Genomic DNA, 25,757 nt, shown 5'->3' with positions numbered 1-25,757 from the left:
GGTGTACATGGGCCGTTACTGGCATCGACAACTTGGACTTTGGTTTGGCTTGGTGTTGATGCTGGTGTCGGTCAGCGGCGCTATCCTGCTGTATAAAAACCCCTTGCTGCAGTGGCAATACCCGCAATTGCAGCTGCCGTACCAGTCCGATTTAGCCGTCTGGGGCAAGGTGCTGGATCAGTTGCCGCAACAAGAGTACGGTTTTGCCCGTATCCCAACACCTGAGCGACCCTGGCTGGAGTTATCGCGGCATGATGGCACGCTGGAGTACTATTCGGCGTCGGGCCAGTTGCTGCTCAGTCGCACGCTTTATCAGGACTGGATTGGCTGGAGTTATCAGCTGCATATGTATCTGTTTGTCAAAGACTGGGACCATCAGCTGCTTGGGCTGGCTGGACTTCTGGCTTTTGCACTGTTCATTTTGGGGTTAAAAATCAGCTGGCCACGGCATTGGAACTGGCGACTGTGGCGACCACCTGCAGCACGGCAAGATGGCCGGCGGGCGCGACACTGGCATTGGCTGCTGGGGTTGTTCACCTTGCCGTTAGTCGGCTGGACTGTGTTGACCGGTACTGTGATGGTCTACAACAAAGAAGTCACGAGCGGTTTGGCCTGGCTATTGAACGAACGCCTGCCAGCCAAAGCTCCCCAGCTTCACGTCGATTTTCCGCTACAAAACAGCGCCTGGTCTTTGTGGTTACCGGCGGCACAACAGGCTGTTCCCGAGGGAAAAATCCGGTTGGCCAGTTTTCGCAAGTCGGCCAATCAGCCGCTGTCATTCCGCCTGCAATTGCCTGAAGAATGGCACCCAAATGGCCGTACTCAGCTGGTGATGGACCCACAGACTGCAACTGTGTTGCAACTGACCAAAGCGACGGAGTTGGGACCTGCGACCCAGACCATGCAACTGGTGTATCCGCTGCATATCGCGGCGGTGGGCGGCTTCTGGTACAAGCTGCTGCTGGTGGCTGCAGCTCTGTTGGTAGTGCTGTTATGGTGGCTCGGGTTGCTCTGGCGTTTGGGCCGCAATAAAAAAAGCGGGAATTGATCCCGCTTTTGACGTGCGTATTGCCTTGTTAGTCCTGGCCGATACGGGCCTTGATGTCGTTTAACAAGGCTGAACTGCCAAAGCCATTGGCGGCAGCCCAAGCTTCCAGACCTTCAGCTTCCAGTGCTTTGGCTGGCATCTGTTTAACAAAAAATGCACCTGTTTCATAAGCATCGCTGCGGATGGCAAACTGGATCAGACTGTCACCGTTGCATTTCACCGCGTCGTAAATTTTGCGCACATTCATTTTGTTGTCTGACAGCACTTTACGAACCCGGTTTTTATCATCGGCTTTGGTGTATTCGCATAACGACACCAGCCATTGATCCTGGGCCATCGCAGGGGCTGCGACTGCAGTTAACGTTAATAAGGCCGCACAGGTAACAAGTTTCTTCATCGGTCTTTCCTCAGTGGTTAAAGTGATAATAACGAAACTATAGACAGGCTGCTGAGCTTTGCCAAGTATGGTGCTGCTGAAGAAATAAGCAAACGATTCGATGGAAAATCAGTGACTTACGTCTGGATGGCTAAAGAGGCCGGAGCTGAGCAGAATACACAGCTCCGGTGATCAGGGTTTAACCTAACCAGGGTTGTTGCTGGCGACGCTTCTGTTCGTACTGGTCAATTTGCGGATTAAACTGCTCGCTGGCACCGATAAAGTCCAGGCCAGACAGCAAGCGCTGTTTGATATCCGGATCAATCTGGAAACCTAAAGCTGCGTTGTTGCCTAACAGGATCTGCTGGCCTGCCAGGTCAATCGACAGCTCCAACGGGCCTTGTTGGCAGCGGGTAAACAGGTAATCAATATTGGCCGGGCTTAAGCTGATCAGCAACATGCCGTTGTTAATACTGTTATTAAAGAAAATATCGGCAAAACCTTCCGCAATGACCACATTAAAGCCGTATTGCTGAATAGCCCAAGGCGCGTGTTCACGGCTGGACCCACAACCAAAGTTGGCGCGGGTTAAAAGGACTGAGGCGCCCTGGTACTGAGGTGCGTTCAGCACAAAATCAGGGTTTGGTGCGCCATTGTCCAGATAACGCCAGTCAAAAAACAGTGCTTCGGCAAAACCATCGCGGCTGACCGAAGTTAAAAACTGCTTTGGAATAATCTGGTCGGTATCCACGTTATTTTTATCCAGCGGGCAGACCAGGCCTTTTGCAAAAATCTGGCTCATCTCAGGCTCCTTGGGCGATATCAACAAAACGGCCAGCAATAGCAGCAGCAGCGGCCATCGCCGGGCTGACTAAGTGAGTGCGGGCACCACGGCCCTGACGGCCTTCAAAGTTACGGTTGGAGGTGGAGGCGCAGCGTTCACCTGCACCTACACGGTCATCATTCATACCCAGGCACATAGAGCAGCCAGGTTCGCGCCACTCAAAACCTGCGGCTTTAAATACATCGGCTAAACCTTCGGCTTCGGCCTGACGTTTCACTGAGCCAGAACCCGGCACTATCAAAGCACGCACACCAGTGGCGACCTGTTTGCCTTGCACCACCGCAGCGGCCTGACGTAAGTCTTCAATACGGCTGTTGGTGCAAGAGCCGATAAAGACCACGTCCACCGCCAGGTCGGTCAGTTTCTGACCTGGTTCTATGCCCATGTAATTCAGGGCGCGACGGGCGGCGTCGGCTTTGATTAAATCGCTGAAGGACTCAGGTGCTGGTACTGGCTGGTCCACCGCAATTACCTGCTCCGGGCTGGTGCCCCAGGTCACCTGAGGTTTGATGCTGTCAGCCGCAATAGTGACTGTTTTATCAAACACCGCGTCCGCGTCTGAGTACAGGCTTTGCCAATAGCGCACGGCGCCATCCCAGTGTTCTGCTTTCGGGGCATAAGGGCGGCCCTGCATATAAGCAAAAGTGGTGGCATCCGGCGCGACCAGGCCAGCTTTAGCGCCCATTTCAATGCTCATATTGCACAGCGTCATCCGGCTTTCCATGCTCATGCCGCGAATGGCTTCACCGCAGAATTCCGCCACATAGCCATTACCACCGGCAGTACCTAACACACCAATCACCGCCATGATCACATCTTTGGCAGTGACTAAAGGCGATAACTGGCCTGTCACTTCCACTTTCAGGGTTTTAGCACTTTGTTGTGGCAGGGTTTGGGTGGCCAGCACATGCTCGACTTCGGAGGTGCCGATACCGAAAGCCAAAGCGCCAAAAGCGCCGTGGGTGGAGGTGTGAGAGTCGCCACAAACAATAATCATGCCTGGCTGAGTCAGGCCCAGCTCAGGCCCAATCACATGCACTATGCCCTGATCCGGGTGGTATAAATCCAGCAGGGTAATGCCATTGGCCTCACAGTTGGCGGCTAAGGCTTCCAGCTGTTTACGTGAGGTTTCACCCGCAGCATCGTAGCTGCGCACCTGAGTGGAGGTGTTGTGGTCCATAGTGGCAAAAGTTAAATCCGGGCGGCGCACGGCACGGCCAGCCTGACGTAAGCCGGCGAAGGCTTGTGGGCTGGTCACTTCGTGGATTAAATGCCGGTCGACAAACAATAAGTCGGTGCTGCCGTTGACGGCTGCGACCACATGGCTTTGATAAATTTTCTGGTACAGAGTCTGACCCATTTTTGGTTCCTCGTCAGATAGCAGCAATCACGGCTGCGCCTACATCCGCAGTGCCGTAAGTTGAATTCGGGTTAATGTCGCGGGTGACCACGCCATCACTTAAGGTTTTGGCAACTGCAGCCTCAATAGCACGGGCGGCCTCTTCTTCACCAAAGCTGTAACGCAGCATCAGCGCTGCACTTAAAATTTGGGCTATTGGGTTGGCAATGCCTTTGCCGGCAATGTCAGGTGCAGAGCCGCCCGCCGGCTCGTACAGACCAAAGTTGGAACCGTTCAGGCTGGCGGATGGCAATAAGCCCAGAGAGCCGGCAATAGCGGCTAACTCGTCGGACAAAATGTCGCCAAACAGGTTGTCACACAGCATCACGTCAAAGGCCTTAGGCGCACGGATCAGTTGCATGGCGGCATTGTCGATGTACATATGTTCCAGTTCAACCTGCGGGTAGTCTTTCGCGACACGCTCCACCACTTCGCGCCACAACACGCTGGTTGACAGCACATTGGCTTTATCAATGGAGGTCACTTTATGGCGGCGTTTGGTGGCGGCGTCAAAAGCAACCCGGGCGATGCGTTCAATTTCCGCCACGCTGTAGCGCTGGGTGTCGTAAGCGTCGATGTCGCTGCGGCCTTTGTCACCAAAGTAAATGCCGCCGGTCAGCTCACGCACACACAAAATATCCATGCCCTGGCTGCTGATGCGCGGGTGCAAGGGGGATAACTCCGCAAAGGCCGGGTAAATCTGGCCTGGGCGCAGGTTACAGAACAAATCAAAGGCCTTACGCAGCGGCAATAAAGAAGCCCGTTCAGGGTGCTGCGCTGGGGGTAAGCTGGCAGTCCATTTCGGGCCACCGACTGAGCCAAACAAAATAGCGTCGCTTTGTTTGCACAGCGCCAGGGTGTCATCCGGCAGCGCAGTGCCGGTGGCGTCAATGGCGGCGCCGCCGATCAGCGCTTGGGTGGCGGTGATTGAAAAGCCGAACTTGCCGGAGACGACGTCCAGCACTTTTAACGCCTGAGCCATCACTTCAGGGCCAATGCCGTCACCGGCTAACACGGCAATTTTATACTGTTTCATTGTTATTTCTCTGTCTGTTCTGTCTGGAATTCCGGGCTGCGGCGCGCTTGTTTGGCGGCGTCCACCTGCTTACTGCGTTCGATTAAATTCAGCACATGCACGTAGGCCAGTACGGAAGCGCGCACGATGTCGGTCGCCAGACCGGCACCGTGGTAACGGCGGCCCTGATGCTCGGCAATAATATCAACCTGGCCCAACGCGTCTTCGCCGCTGCCTTTAGCCTGCAGGTTAAAGTCGACCATCCGTACTTCAGTACCCACCATGCGCTGAATGGCCTGAAAGGCCGCTTCAACCGGGCCATTGCCGGTAGCGGCTTCGGTCTTAACCTCGCCATCCACACTGATACCGACAGTTGCACTGGCGACATGGCCTGTGTGAGTCGAGGAGCTTAAAAACTCCAGCTTGTAAGGTTCGTTGGTGTCTTGCAGGTTCTGGAAAAATACCAGGGCTTCCAAGTCGTAATCAAAGACCCGGCCTTTCTGGTCGGCCAAGGCCAGGAAGGCCTGATAAATCTGATCCAGGTTGTAGTCGTCCTGGGTGTAACCCATTTCGCTTAAACGGTGCTGGATGACCGCGCGGCCTGAACGTGACGTCAGGTTCAGCTCGTTCTGACGAATACCCACCTGTTCCGGCGACATAATTTCGTAGGTATTTTGCGCCTTTAACACGCCATCCTGGTGAATACCTGAGCTGTGGGCAAAAGCGTTTTCACCGACAATGGCTTTGTTCGGCTGGATTGGCATATGGCAAATCTGGCTAACCAGGTGACTGGAGCGGTAAATCTCAGTGCTTTTGATGTCGGTGTAAAACGGCAACACATCGCCACGGGTTTTGATAATCATCGCCACCTCTTCCAGCGAGCAGTTACCAGCGCGTTCGCCAATGCCGTTGACGGTACATTCAATCTGGCGGGCACCGGCCTGAATGGCGTTAATGCTGTTGGCCACGGCTAAGCCCAAATCGTTATGGCAGTGCACACTTAAAATGGCCTGGTCGATATTCGGCACTTTGTTTTTCAGTTCGGTAATGATACGGCCGAATTCGGTTGGAATGGTGTAGCCGACCGTATCCGGAATATTGATGGTGCGGGCACCGGCTTTAATGGCCGCCTCCACGGCGCGGCATAAATCATCTATTGGAGTGCGGCCAGCGTCTTCACAGGAAAACTCTACATCGTCGGTATAGCGACGAGCCTGCTTAATGGACGCAACGGCTTGCTCAATGGCCTGGTCCAGCGAGCGGCGTAATTTGTACTGTAAATGCAAAGGGGAGGTGGCGATAAAGGTGTGAATACGTTTACGTTCGGCCGGTGCCAGCGCTTCACCACAGGCATCGATGTCGGCGGCAACCGCACGGGCCAGGCCACAAATTATCGGGCCTTTGACTTCGCGGGCAATGCTCTGCACTGACTGGAAGTCACCTGGCGAAGAGACCGGGAACCCCACTTCCATCACGTCCACATTTAAGCGGGCAATGGCATGAGCCAGTTGGATTTTTTGTTTATGACTTAAGCTGGCACGCAGTGCCTGTTCACCATCACGTAAGGTGGTATCGAAGATCCAGATTTTGTCGCGGCCACTCATAAAATAATCCTCTTAGCATGTGAATTCCTGTGCGGTGGCCTTGGTTTAGATACAAAAAACCCCGGCCTTGGGCACGGGGTTGAAGTGTGTGGTAACTACAGATTTACCAATGCACAAGACCCCGTGGTCCGTTGAGGAGCACGAGGAGGCTGAGCAGTGTGGTGTTCTGAGTTACAAAATTCATCGACTGTTATTCGCCGTATTCGTTATGGCTTTTATTAGTAGCACGGCAAAATGTTGATTGCAACAGTATAGATGGCTAAACCTCTAAGTTTTTTGGCTGTTATTTCACCGCAGCAGATATAAATCCAGTAACTGTGTAGAAAAATGGGGTTGTTTTTGCTGGATTTATCAGCGGTTATTTATTTTTTTGCCGCTTTTGATGAAAAATGCATGACGAACTGAGTTTCTGCGCATAGAATACGCGCCGTCGCCCGGGTGGTGAAATCGGTAGACACAAGGGATTTAAAATCCCTCGAGGGAAACCTCGTGCCGGTTCAAGTCCGGCCCCGGGCACCATGACCACTCAGTTTTCTCTTCCGCTCGTTTCTGTTTACTTCTTCTGTATTTTCTTTAAGCGCATACTGCTATAACTAAAACCAGTTGTCTTTTTCGTGAGTTTTAGCGCATGCACTATTATTCCTTTGATTTTATTAAAGAAATGCCAAAGTCAGATTTGCATCTGCACTTAGATGGCAGTTTGCGGCTGGAAAGCCTGATTGAAATGGCAGCCAAAGCCAATGTCAGCTTGCCCAGCCAAACCGTGGAGGGCTTAAAGCAGCTGGTTTTCAAAGACAGCTACCAGAACTTGGGTGAATACCTGCATTGCTTTCAATACACCTGCGCCGTGCTGCGCGATATGGACAACCTGGAGCGGGCAGCCTACGAGTTGGCGATTGATAACCAGCTGGAAGGAGTGAATTACATCGAAGTCCGCTTTGCACCTCAGTTGTTAATTGATTTACCCGGTGGTATCGATTTTGATCGGGTGATGCACGCGGTGAACAATGGCCTGCAACGCGCACAGCAGGAATACAATCGACAGCCTGCGATTCAAAACGGCGACAAGCCCCCTTTTGCTTACGGCATTATTAACTGCGCCATGCGGATGTTTGGCGACAAAGGCTTTTCACCTTATTACACCAATTTGTTTCAGCTGATGCGCGATTTCACTCCGATAGAGGTGATTAAACTGGCGGCTATGGAACTGGTGCGCGCCAGTGTGCGGCTGCGCGATGAGGCGGGTATTCCCATTGTCGCGCTGGATCTGGCTGGGCAGGAGTCGGGTTATCCGGCACATAACTTTAAAGAAGTCTATGAATACGCCCACCAGCACTTTTTATTAAAAACCCTGCATGCCGGTGAAGCTTATGGCGCAGAAAGTGTGTTTGAAGCCATTACAGAATGTTATGCCGACCGTATTGGCCATGGCTATTCGCTGTTTGTGCCGGAGATGATCCAGGACCCGGCCATCAAGGACAAAGAGCGTTATATCCGAGAGCTGGCGTCGTATATCGCCGACAAACGCATTGCCATTGAAGTTTGCCTGACCAGCAATCTGCAAACCAACCCGGCTATCGGGTCTATTGAGGCACATAAATTCGGCGATATGCTGGACCACCGTATTGCCACAGTGATCTGCACCGACAACCGGCTGGTGTCGAATACCACGGTGTCACGCGAGTACAAACTGGCACTGGACCACTTTGATATCCCGCTAAAGCGCTTAAAAGACATGGTGGCTTATGGCTTTAAAAAGAGTTTTTTCCCTGGCAGCTATGTAGAAAAACGCCAGTACGCTAAACAATGCCTGGAGTACTTTGACAAAGTCGCCCGCAAATACGGTTTTATTGAATAACCCTGCCGGGGCCAGAGCATGTTCTGGCCCCATTGCTCTCCACTCGCCACTCCAAAAGTATGTTTTTATCTTATTGATTTTTAATGAATTTAATTGATTTTAACCTTTCTTAAGAAAACTGTCGCTAAAAAGATACAGTTTAAGCTGTTGATTTATATGATTTAATTTTTACTGGGTGATTTGCTGTCGCTAATTGGCAACAGATCTTTTGTGGCTCAGGTTCAGTTTCAGCGAAAAAACGGGTTTTTGTAACTTGTTGTTTGTTTATCTTGTTGTTTTTAAATGATTTAATTTTATTCTAATTTGTTGGCACAGTCTCTGCATTATTAGAGTCGTCACGGTAAATTAGGTAAGAGATACGAAGTTGTTGCTCTTACCTAATTTACCGACCGGCGCAGCCAAAGCTGCAACTCAACTGAAGTAAGAGAGGTCAATCATGGATATGTTTTTAATCACCGCAGTCGCCTTCTTTATGGTTAATGCTTTTGTGTTCGTCAGCTTCCTGCGCAAAATTGATTTGAATGGTGCCCAGGTAAAGGAGTTAGAGCGGGCACAAGCAGCTGACGCTTATGCCCGCACTGCTGCCAAGGCGCGTAAAGCCCGTGCTGTGGCCTCAGCTGTGCAGGTTGCCCAATAAGCTGCTGTTGAACTTCAGAAAAGCCGGTCCTTTGACCGGCTTTTTGCTTTCTTGCGCCGGATAAAATCCGTTATGATACCGGCAGTTTTCTCCGGCCATTGCTTATCCTATGCGTATGCCCATTCAGCCAGCCAGCCTGCGGCAATTTGTATTGCTTAGCTTTTGTATGGCGCTAATTCCGTTAAGTGTGTTGTTGTGGCAGAGCAACAGCTCCTTGTCTGACGTCAGCCGTTTTGCCATTGCAGAGGCCGAGAGCTCAGTGGCGAATGTGCGCCGAACCGAGAATATGCAAAAGCTGGTGAATGACATTGAACGTTCTGTGCTGCAGTTCAGTATTCTGAAGACCGATGCCTTGTCTAAGCTCGCCGCGACCCACCTGGACAATTACCAGCAGAACCTGAGTTCAGTCTGTCTGAACCTGGCGCAGCCGCTGTTGTGTCAGCAGCAACAGGCGCAGCTGCAGTTATTGCTGGACAATTACCTGACCGAAAATAACGAAGAATTAAGCCCGATACTACAGAAGATCCGCTTGCAGCAGCTGCAACTGACACAAGCCATCTGGAGCATGCTGGAGCAACGGTTACAACAACAACAGGCCTATGCCGAAGAAGCGCAAAGCCAGCTGGCCTGGCAGACAGTGGCATTGGTGGTGTTAACTTTATTGCTGGTGTTGTGGGCTTCTGCCCGTATTACTGCACCGGTGAAAAAGCTGGATACAATGATCCGTTCTATCGGTCAGCCCAGCCATCATTTTCCGCACGACAAAGTTGATGGGCCACGTGAGCTGACCGAACTGGGTGAACAGCTGCGCTGGCTGGCGTCACGTTTACAGCAGCTGGAGGCTTTGCGGCTCATTTTGCTGCGCCACGCCTCGCATGAGCTAAAAACCCCCTTGTCCAGTATTCGCGAAGGCTGCGCTTTATTGGCGGAGCAGTTGGTGGGGCCGCTAACCCCCCAGCAAATGGAAGTCGTGACCTTGCTCAATGGCAGTGCGGATCGGCTGAGTGTGCTGACCGAGCAGCTGCTGGATTACAATAAACTGTTGCAACAGGCCAAGCCCGAACTGAGCTGGCATGACAGCGACAAGTTATTGCAAGAGTGCTTTAACGACCATGCGTTGTCACTGCAACAACGTGAGCAGCAGATCGAGCTGGATTGTCAGCTACCGCGGATTTATACCGATGGCATGTTATTCCGCCGTATTCTGGATAATCTGATTAATAATGCTCAGGCTTATGGCGCCGAAGGCAGCAAGGTCTGGGTCAGCCTAAGGCCACATGACAAATACCTTATTCTGGACGTGGCCAACAATGGCACGCCTATTCCGGCCGAATTGCGGGCCAAACTGTTTGAACCCTTCCAGCGTGGTAAAGCCCAACGTTTTGACGCCGTGCAAGGCTCAGGCCTTGGCTTGTCTATTGTGGCTGACTGCGCCCGCCTGCTGGGAGGCATAGCTGAAATTGTCGATGTGAATTACGCCGATGTCTGTATTCAGGTCCGGTTACCTTTAGTTGAGGAAAGTGTATGAAAATCTGGTTAAGCATCACCACCGCAGTGCTGTTGGTGGGTTGTCAGGCAGTGAAGCCGCTGAACCCTGTGGTGAAGAAACCTGAACCTCAGCCTGCCCTGGTGCAACCAAAAGAGGTGGAGCCAGAAAAACCACTGAAGGCTGAGCTGGCGATTGCCGACGATGTGCTGACCTTGCAAGCCTGGCGCGATTTCCGCGCCCAGTTGTTGCCGACCACCCAGGATCAGCGCGATGCACTGCTGCGTAGCCTGACCAGCAGTGCGGTCACCCAACTGCAGACCTTGCTGATCCGCCTGCACCCGGACAGCCCTTATTCAGTGCGCTTTGCCGCCCAGTCTCAGTTATCTGATCGGCTCAATACCCTGCCGAAAGGACTGGCCGATCTGCTGCGCTGGGACTTGGCCTATAACCAGAAGTTACTGGAAACCGAGTCTGCCGTGACCGCTTTGTCGCGCCTGAATGCTCAGCATCAGGGCCGGATTGAACGGCTGAACCGGCAGACCAAAGATCTGCAGAAAAAGATTGATGCGCTGACCCAAATTGAAGCCAAATTAAATCAGACAGGTAACTAAGATGAGCCATGGCGCCCGTTTATTGTTGGTGGATGATGACCCCAGCCTGCTGCGACTAATGACGCTGCGGCTGGAAGGGGAAGGCTATCAGGTGACCAGTGCAGACTGCGCCGAAACTGCGCTGCCGTTGCTGGGTAAAAACAGCTTTGATGTGGTGTTGTCCGACTTACGCATGCCCGGGTTGGATGGCATGGCGCTGTTTGATGAAATAGCCAAACGCTGCCCTGGTTTACCTGTGGTGCTGATGACAGCGCATGGGTCTATTCCGGAAGCGGTTGCCGCGACTCAGCGTGGTGTCTTTGGCTTTCTGACCAAACCGCTGAATAACAATGAGCTGCGCGATATTCTGGCGCAGGCGGTGCACCAGTCGCATATTCCCAGTCAGGACCAATGGCGTCAGGCCATAGTCACCCGCAGTAAAGTGATGGAGCAGGTGCTGGAGCAAGCGTACCGCGTGGCGCAGCGTGACGTGAGCGTGCTGATCACCGGCGCCAGCGGGACAGGCAAAGAATTACTGGCCAAAGCCATTCATCAGGCCAGCCCGCGGGCCAAAGGGCACTTTGTCGCCATTAACTGCGGCGCTTTACCTGAGCACTTATTGGAGTCCGAACTCTTTGGTCACACCAAAGGGGCTTTTACCGGTGCGGTCAATGAGCATGCCGGTTTATTCCGCGAAGCGGATGGCGGCACGCTGTTCCTTGATGAGATTGGCGACATGCCGATGCCGTTGCAGGTAAAGTTATTGCGCGCCTTGCAGGAGCGGCAAATTCGCCCTGTTGGCAGCACCAAAACCATTCCTATTAATGTGCGGGTATTGTCTGCCACTCACCGTGATCTGAAGCAGGCGATGCAGGAACAAAGCTTCCGCGAAGACTTGTATTACCGGCTGAACGTGGTCAATTTGCAGCTGCCTAGTTTGCGTGAACGTGCAGAAGACATTCCGCTGCTTGCCCGTCATGTGCTGCAGCAAAGCTCAGAGCGCCACGGTGTCCAGGTGAACCGTTTTTCCGACGATGCGATGCAGGCGTTGGTGACAGCGCAGTGGCCGGGCAATGTGCGCCAGTTGGTCAACGTGGTGGAGCAGTGTGTGGCGCTGACCAGCAGTCCGGTGATTAGCCTGGCGCAGGTCGAGCAGGCCTTATCTCAGAATGTTAGTTTTTGGCCGACCTTAACCGAAGCCAAAGATCAGTTTGAGCGTCAGTACCTGATCAAAGTGCTGAAAATGGCCGAAGGCAATGTCACCCGCGCGGCAGAGCTGGCCGGACGCAACAGAACGGACTTGCACAAGTTAATGAAAAAACACGAGCTCAGCGCGGCCCAGGTGGCCGAGCAGGGCGATGAAGTTGAGTAGAACAGGCCGTTAACGGGCAAGAGAAGCAAGATGAACGAAAATTTTTCGGTTGAACCTGAAGTACTGAAAGCGAAGATCACCAGCGAAACTGCACGCATCAACTGGCTGGAATTGCAAAAGTTTTATGCAGCAGGCTCTGTAGTGCAAGTGGCCGCCAGCCTGGACCTGGTTGAGGTGGCCTATGCATTCAGCCAGGACCTGAAAACTCAAGTGCAGCTTTGGTTACAGCAAGGGCTGGTGGACCGGGTCAATGACAGCCAGGCCGCGGTTTGGTTTGAGCAAAAAGCAGACTTATGGGCTGTTGTGGTCTCGCCTTGGGTGCTGGTGCAGGACAAAGCCGGTGCGGTGCTGAATTAGGAGCCGATGATGTTTGCCGAAAATTTTGACTTAGCCGCCTACTTTCAGCGCATTGGTTATACAGGCCCGGTGGAGCGGAGCTTGGAGACGCTGCACGACCTGATGCGGACTCAGCTCTTTGCGGTGCCTTTTGAAAACCTCGATGTGCAGGCCGGACAAGTGGTGTCTATGGTGCCAGAGCAAATCGTGGAAAAAATTGTGCAGCAGCGCCGTGGCGGTTATTGCTACGAAGTGAACGGCCTGTTTGCAATGGCGTTGCAGGCCTTGGGCTTTAGCTACCGTTTTGTTGCTGCCCGGCCTATGTTCTACCCGGTGCGCCGGCCTAAAACCCATATGGTGTTGCTGGTCGAAGCCGAAGGCGAACAGTATCTGCTGGATTTAGGTTTTGGCAGCTACGGCATCCGCGCACCAATAGCGCTGTCGCATCTGGACACAGAACTGGAGCAGGATTTTGATCGCTTTAAACTGACGCTGGATGACAAGGGCGCTTATGTGCTGCAAGCCTTTGTCGACGGGCAGTGGCTGAGCCAGTTTGGCTTTGACTGTTACGAAAGTGAGTGGGTGGATTTTATGCCAGCCAACTACCTGAACTCGACGCACCCGGACACTATTTTTGTGCAGAAACTGCTGGTGATCCGGCACAGCCCTCAAGGCCGCGATATTCTGCTGGGAGATCAGTTAAAGCAAATTCGTGCAGAAGGCACTCAAGTGCGGCAGTTATCTGAGGCGGAGCGCGACACGGAATTACAGCGTCTGTTGAATTAACACGAAAAAAGGTGGGTTATTACCTAATGCCGATCAGATAAGCAGTTTTTATTCAAAAACTGCTTATCTATTCACGAGTTGGTTCAGTTGCAGCGGAAAAGGCAAAGCCCACGCAGACACGCCGTGAATACGTTCCCTGTAGGCTCGGCTTTGGCATCCATGCCAAAGACGGTCTGCTTAGTTTTTTACCTTTCCTCGCTTTGGATAGATTCAGTTCGTTTACTGTTTTAGTTCAGGTGAATTCTGATACTGTGCGGTAAAAAATAATGCCAGTCAGCTTAACTGACTGGCATTAGGGTTATTACCCGCCTTTTTTCAACGTGCTCAACACTTAATAGCCAGCGGCCTGACCGTCTTTACGGGATTCCGATGCCCCGCAGTAGACGCCGGTTTTCGGGTCACGGTAAATGGCCTGATAACCACCAAACTCACCTAAACCTGAGCGCACGTCGTGGCCGCGTTTCATCAGCTCACGGGCGGTCTCGTAAGGCACGCCTTTTTCCAGCTGCACATAACCACCATTGGTCAGGTAAGCATTGGCGGCGTCTGTTGGTTCGGTGCTGCCTAAATGCTGCCAACGGGCGGCGTCACCTGCTTCCTGAATATTCATTCCGTAGTCGATCATATTCACCACAATCTGCACATGGCCTTGTGGCTGCATAGCGCCACCCATGACACCAAAGCTCATCAGCGGCTGACCGTCTTTGGTCATAAAGGCCGGAATAATAGTCTGGAAAGGTCTTTTCCCCGGTTCATAGGCATTGGCGTGTTTCGGGTCCAGTGAAAACAGCTGGCCTCGGTCCTGGAAGCCAAAACCTGTGCCCGGTACCACCACCCCTGATCCCATACCGCGGTAATTGGACTGGATCAGTGACACCATAGTGCCGTCTTTATCGGCTGTGGTCAGGTAGATGGTGTCGCCTGTGTAAAGGTGCGGGTTCCCGGCGTCTACCCGTTGTGCGGCTTTGCTGGTGATCAGCCTGGCGCGCTCTTTGCCATAAGCTTCCGAAATCAGGGCGGCAACCGGCGCTTTGTTGAAGTCCATGTCGGCGTAAAATTTTGCCCTGTCTTCAAAGGCCAGCTTTTTGGCTTCAACCAGGGTATGAATGCTTTCGACGCTGTTGTAGCCCATGGCCTTTAAATCAAAGTTTTTCAGGATTTGCAGCATTTGCAGCGCGGCAATGCCCTGACCATTCGGCGGCAGTTCCCACACATCGTAGCCACGGTAGTTCACTGATACCGGCTCAACCCAATCCGATTGATGGCTGGCCAAGTCGTCGTAGCGCAGATAGCCGCCATTGGCTTTCATAAAGCTGTCGATACGTTTGGCGATATCACCTTTGTAAAAGGCATCGCGCCCACCAGCAGCGATAGCTTTGTAGGTGTTGGCCAAATCCGGGTTTTTAAACAGCTCGCCTTTGGCGGGCGCTTTGCCATTGATGGTAAAGGTGCCTTTGAAGTCACCTGGTTGCACCGACAGCTTCGGCACCGAACGGTCCCAGTAGTAGGCAATCAGTTCGCTGACCGGGAAGCCCTGCTCAGCGTAATTAATGGCGGGCTGTAGGATCTGTTGCATAGGCAGTTTGCCGAATTTCTGATGCAGTTCAAACCAACCGTCAACTGCACCTGGCACGCTGATTGGTAACATGCCGTAAGGCGGCAATTCAGTCAGGTTTTGTTTCTTCAGCTCTTTTTGCAGCTGTTTAAAGCTTAAACCTTTTGGTGAGCGGCCAGACGCATTCAGGCCGTACAGTTGTTTGGTTTTGCCATCCCAGACAATGGCGTATAAATCACCACCAATGCCATTACCGGTCGGCTCCATCAGGCCCAGTGCCGCGTTAGCCGCAATGGCTGCATCGACGGCAGTGCCGCCTTGTTTCATCACATCCAGGGCAATCTGAGTGGCCAGCGGCTGACTGGTGGCTGCCATGGCATGCGGTGCTATCACTTCGGAGCGGCTGGCGAACTCTGCACCTGTGATGCGATCATAGGCCAGCAGCTGTGGGCTTAATGCCAATAAACTGCATAACACGAGTTTTTTCATTCTGGTTATCCTCTGTTGGTCAAAGCCACCAAGCTACTGCTTTATGCTGTATTGCGCCAGAGAGCCACGACTAACAGCGGCTTTCAGTGGGCAGAGTGCAGGGAAGTGCCGGCCACATTATCGCTTGTAAAATTTTTGCAAACAGCCAGTCGGGCACTGTATGGTGAAGGCTGGTCGCACAACATGTTTTGTAGATTTAACCGTCGGAATTATCAGATTTTATGCACGACTTTATTGAAGTTTATGACGATGTATTAACTGCGGAGTTTTGTCAGCAACTGATCCGTACTTTTGAACTGAGCCCTCACACTACGGCGGGACGCACAGGCGGAGGTGTCGACACCAGTAAAAAAATCAGCACCGATTTGTATCTGAATCAGCATGCAGAGTACCAGCAGCAACTCAATGAAATTTGCCGCCATACCAGCCAGCACGTGATGGAATACTTTCGTAAGTACTATTTTGCCTTGATTGGCCCTATGAGCATGACCTTGCCGCATCCGTCCGGGCAGGGGGCTGTCACTCTGACGGCGGATAACTTTGATGAGTTCGGCCGGCCTCAGGTGCCGCAACTGACGCAGGCCATCTATCGGTTAGGGCCCATTCAGCTGCAAAAATACCAACAAGGCAAAGGCAACTACAACTACTGGCATTCTGAAGTCTACCCGCAGCTGGGGCACAATGAAGCGCTGCACCGGGCATTGTTGTTTATGTTTTACCTGAATGATGTCAGTGACGGCGGCCAGACGGAGTTTTATTACCAGAAGAAAGCCATTCAGCCGAAAGCCGGCCGGATGGTGATAGCGCCTGCTTATTTCACACATACACACCGGGGCTGCGTGCCTGTCTCAGGCGACAAGTACATACTGACCAGTTGGGTGCTGTTCAATCGTGCCGAACAGATTTATGGCCAGCCAGGCTAGCAGGGTCTCAGGCTGGCGTCAGCTCAGACGGGTCTCAGCATTTCCAGATGGGGAATATTGTCTTCCAGATAAGATTCGCTGCAGGCAATAAAACCAAAGCCTTCATAAAACCGCTGCAAATAACACTGGGCCGAGATACGAATTGGATTGGCAGGCCATTGCTGTTCAGCCAGCTCAATCGAACGTCGCACCAACTCTTTGCCAAGCGCCAGTTGACGGGCACTTTGCGCCACACAGATCCGACCTAACGAAGGATTATCGGCGTAGCTGGCACCCGGCGGTAAAATCCGGGCATAGGCCAGCACCTTTTGCTCGTTCTGCAGATATAAATGCAAGGTTCCTGGCAGCAAGTCTTTGCCGTCCAGTTCCGGATAGGGGCAATTTTGTTCGACCACAAACACGTCAACCCGCAGCTGCAGGATCTGGTACAAAGTGCCTGAGTCCAGCTCGCTGAAACTACAAGAATGCCACTGCATAAAAACTCCTCTGAACAAAAGACCAGCCATGATAACAAAGCCCTGGGGGAAAAATCTTCGGCAACTTTTAAGGTCCTGGTCAACACTTAACCAAACTGCCGGAGAAGCAAACAGGCAGCAGGACGGGGGTGAACAATGGGACTTTTTGAATTATTAAAACGCAAGCAGCGCTGGCAAACCCGCTTGTTTATCGGGGCTGCACTGCTGCTGAATGCTTTGTTGGCCGGGGTAGCCCCCGCGATGCCCGATCGCTACTTACCCTTGATGTTATGCCTGAATCTTCCCTTTGTGCTGGTTGCTGCCTGGTGGATGTGGTGGCAGCCTTTTATGCGCGAGCAGCTGCACCACTGGCAGCAAACCGAAATGCAGACCTGTGAATTGCTGCAGCAATTGGAGATGGACTATCAGGACGCTGTGCCTGTCGCAGCTCAGATACAACGGGCTTCGTTAAAACTGCGGAACTGGCAAAAACGCGATGCTGAAACCCGTCAGTTGGTGCGGGTGCAGGGCCTGGTCGATCATGAGCTGGCGGTCGGTAACAGATTGTACTTTGAAAGCCGCTTGCAGCATTACCTGACTGACAGCGCTGAACCTGTGGCTGGCGCGCTGTTTTTATTGCAAATCAGCCATCCGGAACCTGTGCTGCACAACACGGTGAAACTACCCAGATTGCGCAGCTGCATTGAATTACTGACCGAGTTATGTTCAGTCTGGCCTCAAGTGGTGATGGCGCGGATAGCGGACAATGACCTGGCATTGTTAATCCCCGGCATGCAGAGCAAAGAAGCTGAATTATTTGGTGATCGGCTGGCTCTGGTGCTTAGTCAGGCCAGCTGTTTCAGTGAAGTGCAGGATTTTGATCTGATCCACGTTGGTTTTGTGCTGTATGAGCAGGGGCAAAGCAGTTATCAGCTGTTGTCAGAAGCGGATATGGCGCTGAAAACCGCTCAGCTGCAGGGCCCGAATGCGGCCTTTGGCTTTGCCGACCCGCAAAAACCGAAAATCAAAGGTTCTGTCTGGTGGCGCACTGAACTGAACAATGCGCTGCGCGACAAAAGGTTTCTGCTCAGCTTTCAGCCAGTGTTCTCCTGGCATGATGAGGATGTGTTACAGCACGAAGTGCTGGTCCGCTTGCAAAGCAGCGATGGTGACAAGTTGTCTGCCGGTGTCTTTCTGCCCATGGCGGCCAACTGTGGCCTGACTGGTGCCATTGATCAGACTGTGTTGTTGCAAGTGGCCCAGGTCTGCACCAGGGAGCGGCAGAGTTATCAGGGACGACGCTGCAGCGTCAATATCACCATTTCATCTGTGCTGGACAATGGCTGGTGGCGCTGGCTGGAAGAGCAGGTACAGCAACGGCGTTTGCCGGTGGATTTAATGGCGCTGGAGTTTCATGAGCATCATCTGCATCAGCATTATCTGCAACTCAAGCCCCGGCTGCTGCAGCTGCAGGCCTGGGGCTTTGCGCTGGTGGTTGATCATGTTGGTTTAAGTCTGACCCCAGCGCCCTATAGTGATGAACTGCCGATCAGCATGTTAAAGATCCATCCGGCTGTAGTGCGGCATATTGATCAGCAACTGGAGCAGCAGCTGTTTGTGCGTGGTTTGCTGGCAAGCTGCAGTGGCACTGACACCCTGGTGATCGCCACCGCAGTGGAGAGCGAATCCGAGTGGCATTGCCTGAAAAAACTTGGAGTGGCGGGTGCGCAGGGCTACTACTTCAGCCAGCCACTGGCGCGTTTGATTGCCCAAAATCAGCTGATGGAATAAGGCCGCGATACGCAAGGCCGGCCAGCCCCTGCAAACCACCGGTATGGAAGAAACTGATGCGTTTGCCCTGGCCCAGCAGCCCTTGCTCAATCAACAAAAGCAGGTTGTATAAGGCTTTGCCTGTGTAGATGGGTTCCAGCTCTATGCCTTGCTGCTTCATCAAGGCGCAAAATTCCCACAGCGTGTTGTCTACTTTGCCATAAGCCGGTAAATGCAGCGCAGGCTGCAGTTGCCAGTTGTCAGTCGCTCCCTCAGTCAGCCTGCTGATTTTATTGCTAAGTCCTGGGTCTGGTGCCACCTGAATGCCCAGCACCGACGCTGAACCTGCGCCTCGTATTAAGCCCGCCAAGGTGCCGCCACTGCCGACCGCGCTAACCAGACAGTCTGCCTGGCCTGCTGGCGTTTGACCGAGCGGAAATTCGCTGACGGCTCTGACTGCTGCCTCACTTGTCCCTCCTTCAGGCACGAAAAGATAGTCTGGGAATTGCATTTGCCAGTGTTGTTGCCACTCTAAGTGGTCGCGTTGTCGATAGTGCTCACGACTGACGGCGATCAGCTGCATGCCATTTTGCTGGCAGGCACTCAGGGTCGGATTCCCCAGGTCTATGGCGTCAGTGCGCACCAGGCCTATGCTGGCCAGCCCCAAACTGTGGCATGCAGCAGCAGTCGCTGCCAGATGATTGGAAAAAGCACCTCCTAAAGTCAGCAATCCGGCGTTTTTAGTTTGAACAGCCTGTGCCAGTTGGTATTTTAGTTTTAGTGCTTTATTACCAGAGACTTGCGGATCCTGGCTCTGAATTTGACAAATCCAGAGCTGGTGCTGAAATTTGCACAGTACAGGATGAGATAAAAGCTGCCATTCTGTAGTTAACACCATACAATAGCCTTGATTCTACGAGAATTGATGAATATTTTATCATTTTTATCGTTTTATGTGATAACGTGGCGTTACAATAATTACATCAAGTGAAAGGTAGTATTTGCATTTATGTTATCGGCCTGGTTGGAACGCTTGAACCTCAAAAAGAAACCTGCTGGTTACTACGCCGGGGTTCACTGGTTGCCCCAACAAATTAAAGTGGCTGTGGTGCAATACCTGGACGGACAATGGCAGCCTCCCGCTTATTACAACCTTGCGATGGAAGGGCCAGCCCAACAAAGCCAGGCTTTTCGCCAATTGGCGGCCCTGCTGCCGGCACATTGCGATTGCACACTTATTATTCCGCCAGAACGCTACATGGTACTGCAAATTGACAAGCCTCCGGTACCACCGGAAGAGCTGATAATGGCGTTACCCTGGACCATCAAAGATTTAGTGGCACTGCCAGACGATGATCTGGTGGTGGATTATCTCGACCTGCCGCTGCAAAACCAATTACAAAGTGCCAAAGTGAATGTGGTGGTCAGTTCAAAGAGTTGGTTAAAAGAGCTGGCGGCTCTTTTTCAGCACTACAAACTCACCTTAACCGGCATTCAGCCGGAAGAATGGCTGGCGCGCAATTTATTGCCGAAAAAACATTATGCGGTCATGGTGGTTTGTCATCAGCCAGGGCAGGATCTGGGCGTGCAGATCATTCAGAATGGCAGTCTGTATTTTTCAAGACGTCTGCGCGGTTTTAACCGGCTTGATCAGTTCAATCAGGAAGAGTTGGAGCAAGGTGTTTTCGATAACTTATTACTTGAACTGCAGCGCTCTATCGATTTCTTTGAAGGCCAGCTAAAGCAGGCACCGGTCAGAGAAATTGGCCTCTGGCTCAGTGGTCCTCATCAACAGCATATTCTGCAATTGTTTATCCAAAACGGATTTACCCAAGTATTTAATGTCACCGCTGATGCACTACAACTCAGTGTCAGTGCTGACGATTTTCAAGTGTATGGACAAGCGCTTGCCGGTGCTATTGAGCCTGTGATGGCTGCTGCGGAGGCGGACCATGAAGTTACGCCTTAATCTCTATACCTCAGCGATAAAACCAGAGCAGGAAAAGATCAGCCTGAAACTGGTGGTGCAGGTTGTTGGCTGCCTGGTGCTGGTCATGACTCTGGTTGGCTTGGCGCTGGACTACCGGTCGGATGCGACCAGCCAGGAGCTGGCGGCTATGCAGCAACAGACCGCTGCACAGCAGAGCCAAATTGAACAACTGCGGACCAGGTTGCAGGCCAGAGTGCCGTCGCCAGTGCTGGTTAAACAGCACGAAGAACTGACCCAGCTGCTGTCGCAGAAAAATAAACTGCTGAGCTATGTTCAGAATGAGCAGAAAAAGACCGCTGTAAAATATGGCCCTGTGTTTGACTACCTGGCAAAAATTGATCCGAAAGGTTTTTGGCTGACGTCATTCCGGCTTTCAGCGGACAGCAGTACCTTTCAGGGGTATGTGCTTAAGGCTGAGTTGTTGCCTTATTGGCTGAATCAGTTAAGCCAGAATGAGTTCTTTAAAGGCCAGAGTTTTGCTCAGTTTGAACTGGAGCAGGAGCGTGATCAGACCCAGGCCATGTCCTTTGTTGTGCAGTCGGAACAGGTCGCAGGAGAAGCACCATGAGTCTCTGGCTGCAACTGCAGGAAAAATTCCGGGCGCTGAAACCAAGGGAAAAACTCATTACGCTTTATGGGGTTGTGCTGCTTTGTCTCTGGCTTTTTTTGCTGGAGTGGATAATACCTAATCTGGAACAACACCATAAAGATCAACAGCAATTGATTAATCTGAACAGTCAGTTAGCGAATAACGCAAAGCTGATTCAGACCTTAACACAACAAGAAGCTATCGATCCTGATGCCAGTTTTAAAGAAAAAATCAGGCAGCTGGAACAGGAAGAACAGCAAGTGCAGCAACGTATTTCGGCGCTGACCAGCTATTTTGTCGGCTCGGAGCGCATGGCCGTTGTGCTGCAGGATGTGCTGAAAAGCAGCGACGATGTCAGTGTCAAATCGGTGAAGGCCACACCGCCGGTGCCACTGTCTTTTGCCGACGGCGGATTGGAACAGAAGGCCCTTGTGTACCGTCACTCCACCCAGGTGGTCTTAGTCGGCAGTTATCCGGCGCTGAACGCTGTGTTGCACCGACTGGACCAGTTGCCATGGTCTTTAGGCTGGCAACAACTGGAGTACAAAGTGACAGGGTTTCCGACTGCAGAACTGACTCTGGACCTGTTAACGGTAAGTGATAATGAAAGTTATATTAAGCTTTAGCTTATTGTGCTGCAGCGGTGCGGCACTGGCATTGGCGGATCCGACTGAACCTGAGCTGCTTTTGACAACAGTCACGGCAACAGCAGAAAAAACTGAACCTGTTGTCAGTGAACTGAAGTTAAACCTGATCCGGACTGTAAAGGGCAAACCTATCGCCTTAATTAATGGGCAAACCGTCAGGCAGGGAGATGCTGTGGCTGACTGGACAGTGCTGGCAATAGAACCACAACGTGTCGTATTGCGTCAGGGCTCTGAGCAAAAAATCTTACAGCTGTTTAAAACGATGAAAAGCAATGATTAAACAAACCAGCTTAGTGATTACATTTGGCTGCCTGAGCTTATTAGGATGCCAGGGGCTAGAACAGACCAAGGTGGCCAGAGAAGCCAGCGCCGAGCTGGCGAAAGCGGCCGCCCCAGAGGTCAGAGAACCGACTGCAGTGCCAGACAGCGTCACTCAGGATTTGCTGGCGATGACCAGCCCTATGCAAATCACTGCACCTGTCTTACCGAGGTTTAATGTTGCGGCAGCGAATGTGGACGTCGGTGATTTTTTTACATCCCTGGTGGCTGATACCGATTACAGTGTGGCATTGCATCCAGCAGTGACCGGGCAAATTACCCTTGATTTAAAACAAGTGACCTTGGCTGAAGCTTTTGCTGTGGTTGAGCAGTTGTATGGCTTTCATATTGAGCTGGTTGGTCAAATTTATAAAGTGATGCCAGGCGGCTTACGTACAGAAACTATCGCAGTCAACTACCTGCTGATGCAGCGCTCCGGCAGCTCATCGCTGCAGGTGACCGCTGGTGGCATTTCGGCGAGCGAAGGCAACAATAACGGTCAATTTAACAGTCAGCAAAATAGTCAGATGCAAAGCAACCAGAACGGATTTGACTACAACTCTCAATATCAGAGTGGAAGTGGAGGCCAACAGAGCGGCAGTACCATACAAAGCTCAAATAAAACCGACTTCTGGAAAGATTTGAAAGAAGCGGTGACAGGCATTATTGGCGGTGGTCAGGACAGAGCTGTGGTGATTAGCCCACAAGCCGGATTAGTTACTGTGCGGGCAATGCCTGCCGAGATTGACGCAGTCAAAGCGTACTTGGGGCAAACCGAACGCAGCCTGCAGCGCCAGGTGGTACTGGAAGCGAAAATTGTCGAAGTCACCTTAAATGATGATTACCAGCAAGGCATTAACTGGTCGGAAATTGCCGGCTCCATCGGCAATACTGATTTTAACTTCAGTACCTCTGGTTTTGGTGTGGTCAGCAGCACCACCTCCACGACAAGTGGCCGGACGAATCTGGACTTCAGCGGACCGGATTTTAGTGGTGTGATTGAGTTGCTGGAATCGCAGGGCAATGCCCAGGTGCTGTCCAGCCCCAGAGTCACGGCCATTAATAACCAGAAAGCGGTGATTAAAGTGGGGACTGATGCCTATTTTGCTGTCGGGGTGAACCCTGGTTACGCCTCGACCGGCAGTTCCAGTAGCACAGTGCAACAAGCCACTGCCGAGTATTCCGCGATATTTTCAGGCATTGCTCTGGACGTCACGCCGCAAATCAGCCCGAATAACGATGTGATTTTGCATGTGCATCCATCGGTCAGTGAAACCACTGAACTGCCGCGCTCTATCGGCCGCGATGACACAGGGCAGGACATTCAGGTGGACTTCGCGCAGACCAATGTGCGCGAGTCTGACACCATTATTAAAGCCCGCAATGGTGAGATAGTGGTTATTGGCGGCCTGATGCAGTCGACCATTTCCGACAGTGAGTCTAAAGTTCCTGTACTGGGGTCTGTGCCTTTGGTGGGAAAATTGTTTAGCCGGGTCAGCAAAGTCGAACGTAAAAAAGAACTGATTATTCTGATCAAACCGACAGTGGTCAACGCTGGGGTCATGCAGCAGCAGGTTCAGCAGTCTGCTGATTTGATTAACCAGTGGTATCCGAAGAAGAACTGACCATGTTGTATCTGAAGCATTTTGGTTTGCAACAAAGCCCGTTTGGTTTAACGCCAAACACAGCTTTTTACGTCGATTTGCCTCAGCACCATGAAGCACTGCAGGTGCTGACTACAGCGCTGCAAGCCGGAGAAGGCTTTATCAAAGTCACGGGGGAAGTTGGCACCGGCAAAACCATGTTATGCCGTAAGTTGCTCAATGAAGCCCAGCCTGATTGGGTGATTGCCTATATTCCGGATCCTTTTTTATCCCCCTCTGAATTACGCTGGGCAGTCGCCTGCGAATTGGGCCTGAAGCATTCTGACAATATCGATCATCAGCAATTGGGTCAGTTGCTGCAACGCCACCTGATGATGCTGGCCAGCCAGGATAAACGAGCCATTTTAGTCATTGATGAAGCACAGGCGCTGCCGGATGACACCTTAGAAGCCTTGCGATTGCTGACCAATCTGGAAACTGAACAGCGCAAGCTGCTGCAGGTGGTGTTGTTCGGCCAACCTGAGCTGGATGAACGTCTGGCCAGTCATAAATTCCGTCAATTGCGCCAACGCGTCAGCTTTTCTTATCACCTGCGGGGCATGTCATTTGAAGAAGTGCGCGCTTATGTGCGCGCCCGTCTGGAGATCGCCGGCGTGATGCAGCCCCTATTTACGGACTCTGCGTTAAAGGCATTATGGCGTTACAGCAGAGGAGTACCCAGACTGGTGAATGTATTGAGTCACAAGGGGCTGATGCTGGCCTTTGGGGAGCACAAATTTCAAATCAGTGGTAGTCATTTGCGTTATGCCGCCAAAGACACTGAGGATGTGCAGCAGGCTGCCAAACCCAGTCTGGCCTGGGCTCTCTGGTTAGTGCTAAGTGCTACCGCCGGTTCTTGCGCCTATATCTGGTGGATGGGCTGGTTATGAGTGTGATTAATAAAATGCTGCGCGATCTCGACCGGCAGCAGCAACACCAACGCAGTCATGGCCCGCTTATCCTGCAGCGTAAAAGCCGCTGGTCATGGTTGCCCTGGTTTATCATTCCGCTGGCATTAGTGGCCGGCTGGCTGGGGCAAGCCTGGTTTACCCGGCAAGCTACGCCGGAACAGACTCCGATCGTCGGAGAAGCCGAGGTAGAGCACAGCCAGTTGAGTCCATTAACAGCGGAGGATGAACCACTCAGGCAGCAGGCGGCCAGCGCGCAGCGCACTGTGCCTGAAGCTCCGGTTGAATTGACCCCGGTCACTCCTTTGCCTGCGGCGCCACTGGCGGAAACTGGTGCCACAACAGCAGAACCAGCACAGAACCCTATTGCTGAACCTGTGCAGGCTGAACAAGCCACGGCCCCAGAGCCTGAGGCTGAAGAGCCGGTTGCTGAAGCTCAAGTTTCTGCTGCAGAGGCAGAAACTGAGTGGTCGCAAGAGCCTGCGCTTTCAACTGCTGCGCCGGTGAAAGCGCCCAGTCTGTCGATTGAAAAAGTTGAACTCAGCCTGTCAGAACAGCAAAGCTTGCTGGTGCAGCAAGCCCGTAAAGCCGAAAACGCCGGCCAACTGATGCAGGCGCTGCAGTTATGGCAAAAAGCCGCAGCCTTGCTGCCAACAGAGGCTGAACCTTATTTGCAACAATCCAGGCTCTGGCAAATTCAGGGAAACCACGCCGCTGCAGAGCAGGTGTTGCAGCAGGCGGTGGAACAAGGGAATCAGGACCCGAATTTGCTGATGGCACTGGCAGGCCTGGCGGTCCGACAACAGCGTTGGCAAGACGCTGTCACTGTGCTCAATGCTGCGCCTGATTTCAGTCAGCACCCGGACTTTTATGCGCTAAAAGCAGCGGCATTACAGAAAACCGGCCAACATGCGCAGGCGATAGGATTATTTCAACAATTAGCCCGGTTGCAGCCACAACAAGCCCGCTGGTGGCTTGGTATGGCGCTGAGTTTTGACGCTTTGGCCCAGCGGGAACAAGCGCTGTTGGCCTACCGGCAAGCGGAAAACCAAGGAATCAGCCTGGCGGCGGACAGCCTGAATTTTGTCCGAAGCCGCATTGCGGAACTGGAGTAAC

At 52.4% G+C, this 25,757-nt stretch carries 25 protein-coding genes and 1 tRNA gene; 18 read left to right on the top strand and 8 right to left on the bottom strand.

Translation table 11 applies throughout. The features are described from left to right. Positions 1 to 7 precede the first annotated feature (7 nt). Positions 8 to 1,048 (top strand): PepSY-associated TM helix domain-containing protein, encoded by a 1,041-nt coding sequence (locus ACFO3I_RS00240; protein ID WP_377330743.1) that lies wholly within the window; start codon positions 8 to 10, stop codon positions 1,046 to 1,048. Between the two features lie 28 nt (positions 1,049 to 1,076). Here ACFO3I_RS00240 and ACFO3I_RS00235 read toward each other — a convergent pair whose 3' ends face one another. The 5 genes from ACFO3I_RS00235 to leuA form a co-directional block, all read right to left on the bottom strand. Then, the gene (locus tag ACFO3I_RS00235; protein ID WP_377330741.1) at positions 1,077 to 1,445 is read right to left on the bottom strand and encodes a DUF3718 domain-containing protein; all 369 of its coding nucleotides are present in this window, start codon (positions 1,443 to 1,445) and stop codon (positions 1,077 to 1,079) included. A 178-nt stretch (positions 1,446 to 1,623) separates the two neighbouring features. Next, positions 1,624 to 2,226, bottom strand: coding sequence for a 3-isopropylmalate dehydratase small subunit (gene leuD, locus ACFO3I_RS00230; protein WP_377330739.1), 603 nt, complete (start codon positions 2,224 to 2,226; stop codon positions 1,624 to 1,626). Between the two features lies 1 nt (position 2,227). Then, on the bottom strand, positions 2,228 to 3,628 hold the full coding sequence (gene leuC / locus ACFO3I_RS00225) for a 3-isopropylmalate dehydratase large subunit (RefSeq protein ID WP_377330736.1): 1,401 nt from the start codon (positions 3,626 to 3,628) through the stop codon (positions 2,228 to 2,230). 13 nt (positions 3,629 to 3,641) lie between these two features. Further along, positions 3,642 to 4,703: a 3-isopropylmalate dehydrogenase gene (gene leuB / locus ACFO3I_RS00220; protein WP_377330734.1), complete on the bottom strand. Its 1,062-nt coding sequence runs from the start codon at positions 4,701 to 4,703 to the stop codon at positions 3,642 to 3,644. A 2-nt stretch (positions 4,704 to 4,705) separates the two neighbouring features. Continuing rightward, positions 4,706 to 6,286 (bottom strand): 2-isopropylmalate synthase, encoded by a 1,581-nt coding sequence (gene leuA / locus ACFO3I_RS00215; protein ID WP_377330732.1) that lies wholly within the window; start codon positions 6,284 to 6,286, stop codon positions 4,706 to 4,708. A gap of 432 nt (positions 6,287 to 6,718) precedes the next feature. Here leuA and ACFO3I_RS00210 point away from each other — a divergent pair. The 8 genes from ACFO3I_RS00210 to ACFO3I_RS00175 all read left to right on the top strand — a co-directional run bounded on the left by ACFO3I_RS00210 (position 6,719) and on the right by ACFO3I_RS00175 (position 13,354). Further along, a tRNA-Leu gene (locus ACFO3I_RS00210) sits at positions 6,719 to 6,805 on the top strand. Positions 6,806 to 6,914: 109 nt separating this feature from the next. Then, positions 6,915 to 8,144, top strand: a complete 1,230-nt coding sequence (locus ACFO3I_RS00205; RefSeq protein ID WP_377330731.1) for an adenosine deaminase family protein — start codon at positions 6,915 to 6,917, stop codon at positions 8,142 to 8,144. A 436-nt stretch (positions 8,145 to 8,580) separates the two neighbouring features. Further along, positions 8,581 to 8,781, top strand: a complete 201-nt coding sequence (locus ACFO3I_RS00200) for a hypothetical protein (RefSeq protein WP_377330729.1) — start codon at positions 8,581 to 8,583, stop codon at positions 8,779 to 8,781. A gap of 109 nt (positions 8,782 to 8,890) precedes the next feature. After that, positions 8,891 to 10,309 carry a sensor histidine kinase gene (locus ACFO3I_RS00195; RefSeq protein WP_377330727.1) on the top strand — a complete coding sequence of 473 codons (1,419 nt, stop codon included), beginning with the start codon at positions 8,891 to 8,893 and terminating at the stop codon, positions 10,307 to 10,309. Next, positions 10,306 to 10,881 (top strand): hypothetical protein, encoded by a 576-nt coding sequence (locus ACFO3I_RS00190; RefSeq protein WP_377330725.1) that lies wholly within the window; start codon positions 10,306 to 10,308, stop codon positions 10,879 to 10,881. The genes ACFO3I_RS00195 and ACFO3I_RS00190 overlap by 4 nt, the downstream gene beginning before the upstream one ends. 1 nt (position 10,882) lies before the next feature. Continuing rightward, positions 10,883 to 12,232: a sigma 54-interacting transcriptional regulator gene (locus ACFO3I_RS00185; RefSeq protein WP_377330723.1), complete on the top strand. Its 1,350-nt coding sequence runs from the start codon at positions 10,883 to 10,885 to the stop codon at positions 12,230 to 12,232. Positions 12,233 to 12,262: 30 nt separating this feature from the next. Further along, entirely contained in the window at positions 12,263 to 12,589 is a 327-nt protein-coding gene (locus tag ACFO3I_RS00180) for a DUF2288 domain-containing protein (RefSeq protein ID WP_377330722.1), read from the top strand. A 9-nt stretch (positions 12,590 to 12,598) separates the two neighbouring features. After that, positions 12,599 to 13,354, top strand: coding sequence for an arylamine N-acetyltransferase family protein (locus ACFO3I_RS00175; protein ID WP_377330720.1), 756 nt, complete (start codon positions 12,599 to 12,601; stop codon positions 13,352 to 13,354). A 331-nt stretch (positions 13,355 to 13,685) separates the two neighbouring features. Here the strand turns inward: ACFO3I_RS00175 and ggt are convergent, their stop codons facing one another. Beyond that, a complete protein-coding gene (ggt, locus tag ACFO3I_RS00170; RefSeq protein ID WP_377330718.1) occupies positions 13,686 to 15,398 on the bottom strand; it encodes a gamma-glutamyltransferase in 1,713 nt (570 codons plus the stop codon). Positions 15,399 to 15,619: 221 nt separating this feature from the next. On the opposite strand from ggt, the gene ACFO3I_RS00165 reads away from it, so the two are divergent. Continuing rightward, positions 15,620 to 16,321, top strand: coding sequence for a 2OG-Fe(II) oxygenase (locus tag ACFO3I_RS00165; protein ID WP_377330716.1), 702 nt, complete (start codon positions 15,620 to 15,622; stop codon positions 16,319 to 16,321). Between the two features lie 23 nt (positions 16,322 to 16,344). On the opposite strand, the gene ACFO3I_RS00160 is transcribed toward ACFO3I_RS00165, so the two are convergent. Then, a complete protein-coding gene (locus tag ACFO3I_RS00160; RefSeq protein WP_377330715.1) occupies positions 16,345 to 16,797 on the bottom strand; it encodes a GNAT family N-acetyltransferase in 453 nt (150 codons plus the stop codon). A 135-nt stretch (positions 16,798 to 16,932) separates the two neighbouring features. On the opposite strand from ACFO3I_RS00160, the gene ACFO3I_RS00155 reads away from it, so the two are divergent. Next, positions 16,933 to 18,567: an EAL domain-containing protein gene (locus tag ACFO3I_RS00155; protein ID WP_377330713.1), complete on the top strand. Its 1,635-nt coding sequence runs from the start codon at positions 16,933 to 16,935 to the stop codon at positions 18,565 to 18,567. Here ACFO3I_RS00155 and ACFO3I_RS00150 read toward each other — a convergent pair. Then, on the bottom strand, positions 18,518 to 19,444 hold the full coding sequence (locus tag ACFO3I_RS00150; RefSeq protein WP_377330712.1) for a 1-aminocyclopropane-1-carboxylate deaminase/D-cysteine desulfhydrase: 927 nt from the start codon (positions 19,442 to 19,444) through the stop codon (positions 18,518 to 18,520). The genes ACFO3I_RS00155 and ACFO3I_RS00150 overlap by 50 nt on opposite strands. A 111-nt stretch (positions 19,445 to 19,555) precedes the next feature. Here ACFO3I_RS00150 and ACFO3I_RS00145 point away from each other — a divergent pair, with 111 nt between their 5' ends. Genes ACFO3I_RS00145 through ACFO3I_RS00115 form a run of 7 tightly spaced genes read left to right on the top strand, consistent with a single transcriptional unit; the run spans position 19,556 to position 25,756 of the window. After that, positions 19,556 to 20,515, top strand: coding sequence for a hypothetical protein (locus tag ACFO3I_RS00145; protein WP_377330710.1), 960 nt, complete (start codon positions 19,556 to 19,558; stop codon positions 20,513 to 20,515). After that, positions 20,499 to 21,104, top strand: a complete 606-nt coding sequence (locus ACFO3I_RS00140) for a PilN domain-containing protein (protein WP_377330708.1) — start codon at positions 20,499 to 20,501, stop codon at positions 21,102 to 21,104. Before ACFO3I_RS00145 ends, ACFO3I_RS00140 begins: the two co-directional genes overlap by 17 nt. After that, the gene (locus tag ACFO3I_RS00135) at positions 21,101 to 21,751 is read left to right on the top strand and encodes a hypothetical protein (protein WP_377330706.1); all 651 of its coding nucleotides are present in this window, start codon (positions 21,101 to 21,103) and stop codon (positions 21,749 to 21,751) included. Before ACFO3I_RS00140 ends, ACFO3I_RS00135 begins: the two co-directional genes overlap by 4 nt. Beyond that, on the top strand, positions 21,729 to 22,052 hold the full coding sequence (locus ACFO3I_RS00130) for a hypothetical protein (protein WP_377330704.1): 324 nt from the start codon (positions 21,729 to 21,731) through the stop codon (positions 22,050 to 22,052). Before ACFO3I_RS00135 ends, ACFO3I_RS00130 begins: the two co-directional genes overlap by 23 nt. After that, entirely contained in the window at positions 22,045 to 23,715 is a 1,671-nt protein-coding gene (mshL, locus tag ACFO3I_RS00125; protein WP_377330702.1) for a pilus (MSHA type) biogenesis protein MshL, read from the top strand. Before ACFO3I_RS00130 ends, mshL begins: the two co-directional genes overlap by 8 nt. Before the next feature lie 2 nt (positions 23,716 to 23,717). Continuing rightward, positions 23,718 to 24,623, top strand: coding sequence for an ExeA family protein (locus tag ACFO3I_RS00120; RefSeq protein ID WP_377330700.1), 906 nt, complete (start codon positions 23,718 to 23,720; stop codon positions 24,621 to 24,623). Continuing rightward, positions 24,620 to 25,756, top strand: coding sequence for a tetratricopeptide repeat protein (locus ACFO3I_RS00115; protein ID WP_377330698.1), 1,137 nt, complete (start codon positions 24,620 to 24,622; stop codon positions 25,754 to 25,756). The genes ACFO3I_RS00120 and ACFO3I_RS00115 overlap by 4 nt, the downstream gene beginning before the upstream one ends. Position 25,757: the final 1 nt, after the last annotated feature.

Origin of the sequence: Rheinheimera marina (genome assembly GCF_042654345.1) — a bacterium.
Lineage (GTDB): Bacteria > Pseudomonadota > Gammaproteobacteria > Enterobacterales > Alteromonadaceae > Pararheinheimera > Pararheinheimera marina.
The sequence above is the reverse complement of the archived record's forward strand: the minus strand, read 5'-3'. Positions and strand labels throughout refer to the sequence as shown.

Bases quoted from the DNA above. Each gene is read 5' to 3' on its own strand.
- ACFO3I_RS00240 (WP_377330743.1), top strand. From the start codon at position 8: ATGGGCCGTTACTGGCATCGACAACTTGGACTTTGGTTTGGCTTGGTG.
- ACFO3I_RS00235 (WP_377330741.1), bottom strand. From the start codon at position 1,445: ATGAAGAAACTTGTTACCTGTGCGGCCTTATTAACGTTAACTGCAGTC.
- leuD (WP_377330739.1), bottom strand. From the start codon at position 2,226: ATGAGCCAGATTTTTGCAAAAGGCCTGGTCTGCCCGCTGGATAAAAAT.
- leuC (WP_377330736.1), bottom strand. From the start codon at position 3,628: ATGGGTCAGACTCTGTACCAGAAAATTTATCAAAGCCATGTGGTCGCA.
- leuB (WP_377330734.1), bottom strand. From the start codon at position 4,703: ATGAAACAGTATAAAATTGCCGTGTTAGCCGGTGACGGCATTGGCCCT.
- leuA (WP_377330732.1), bottom strand. From the start codon at position 6,286: ATGAGTGGCCGCGACAAAATCTGGATCTTCGATACCACCTTACGTGAT.
- ACFO3I_RS00205 (WP_377330731.1), top strand. From the start codon at position 6,915: ATGCACTATTATTCCTTTGATTTTATTAAAGAAATGCCAAAGTCAGAT.
- ACFO3I_RS00200 (WP_377330729.1), top strand. From the start codon at position 8,581: ATGGATATGTTTTTAATCACCGCAGTCGCCTTCTTTATGGTTAATGCT.
- ACFO3I_RS00195 (WP_377330727.1), top strand. From the start codon at position 8,891: ATGCGTATGCCCATTCAGCCAGCCAGCCTGCGGCAATTTGTATTGCTT.
- ACFO3I_RS00190 (WP_377330725.1), top strand. From the start codon at position 10,306: ATGAAAATCTGGTTAAGCATCACCACCGCAGTGCTGTTGGTGGGTTGT.
- ACFO3I_RS00185 (WP_377330723.1), top strand. From the start codon at position 10,883: ATGAGCCATGGCGCCCGTTTATTGTTGGTGGATGATGACCCCAGCCTG.
- ACFO3I_RS00180 (WP_377330722.1), top strand. From the start codon at position 12,263: ATGAACGAAAATTTTTCGGTTGAACCTGAAGTACTGAAAGCGAAGATC.
- ACFO3I_RS00175 (WP_377330720.1), top strand. From the start codon at position 12,599: ATGTTTGCCGAAAATTTTGACTTAGCCGCCTACTTTCAGCGCATTGGT.
- ggt (WP_377330718.1), bottom strand. From the start codon at position 15,398: ATGAAAAAACTCGTGTTATGCAGTTTATTGGCATTAAGCCCACAGCTG.
- ACFO3I_RS00165 (WP_377330716.1), top strand. From the start codon at position 15,620: ATGCACGACTTTATTGAAGTTTATGACGATGTATTAACTGCGGAGTTT.
- ACFO3I_RS00160 (WP_377330715.1), bottom strand. From the start codon at position 16,797: ATGCAGTGGCATTCTTGTAGTTTCAGCGAGCTGGACTCAGGCACTTTG.
- ACFO3I_RS00155 (WP_377330713.1), top strand. From the start codon at position 16,933: ATGGGACTTTTTGAATTATTAAAACGCAAGCAGCGCTGGCAAACCCGC.
- ACFO3I_RS00150 (WP_377330712.1), bottom strand. From the start codon at position 19,444: ATGGTGTTAACTACAGAATGGCAGCTTTTATCTCATCCTGTACTGTGC.
- ACFO3I_RS00145 (WP_377330710.1), top strand. From the start codon at position 19,556: ATGTTATCGGCCTGGTTGGAACGCTTGAACCTCAAAAAGAAACCTGCT.
- ACFO3I_RS00140 (WP_377330708.1), top strand. From the start codon at position 20,499: ATGAAGTTACGCCTTAATCTCTATACCTCAGCGATAAAACCAGAGCAG.
- ACFO3I_RS00135 (WP_377330706.1), top strand. From the start codon at position 21,101: ATGAGTCTCTGGCTGCAACTGCAGGAAAAATTCCGGGCGCTGAAACCA.
- ACFO3I_RS00130 (WP_377330704.1), top strand. From the start codon at position 21,729: ATGAAAGTTATATTAAGCTTTAGCTTATTGTGCTGCAGCGGTGCGGCA.
- mshL (WP_377330702.1), top strand. From the start codon at position 22,045: ATGATTAAACAAACCAGCTTAGTGATTACATTTGGCTGCCTGAGCTTA.
- ACFO3I_RS00120 (WP_377330700.1), top strand. From the start codon at position 23,718: ATGTTGTATCTGAAGCATTTTGGTTTGCAACAAAGCCCGTTTGGTTTA.
- ACFO3I_RS00115 (WP_377330698.1), top strand. From the start codon at position 24,620: ATGAGTGTGATTAATAAAATGCTGCGCGATCTCGACCGGCAGCAGCAA.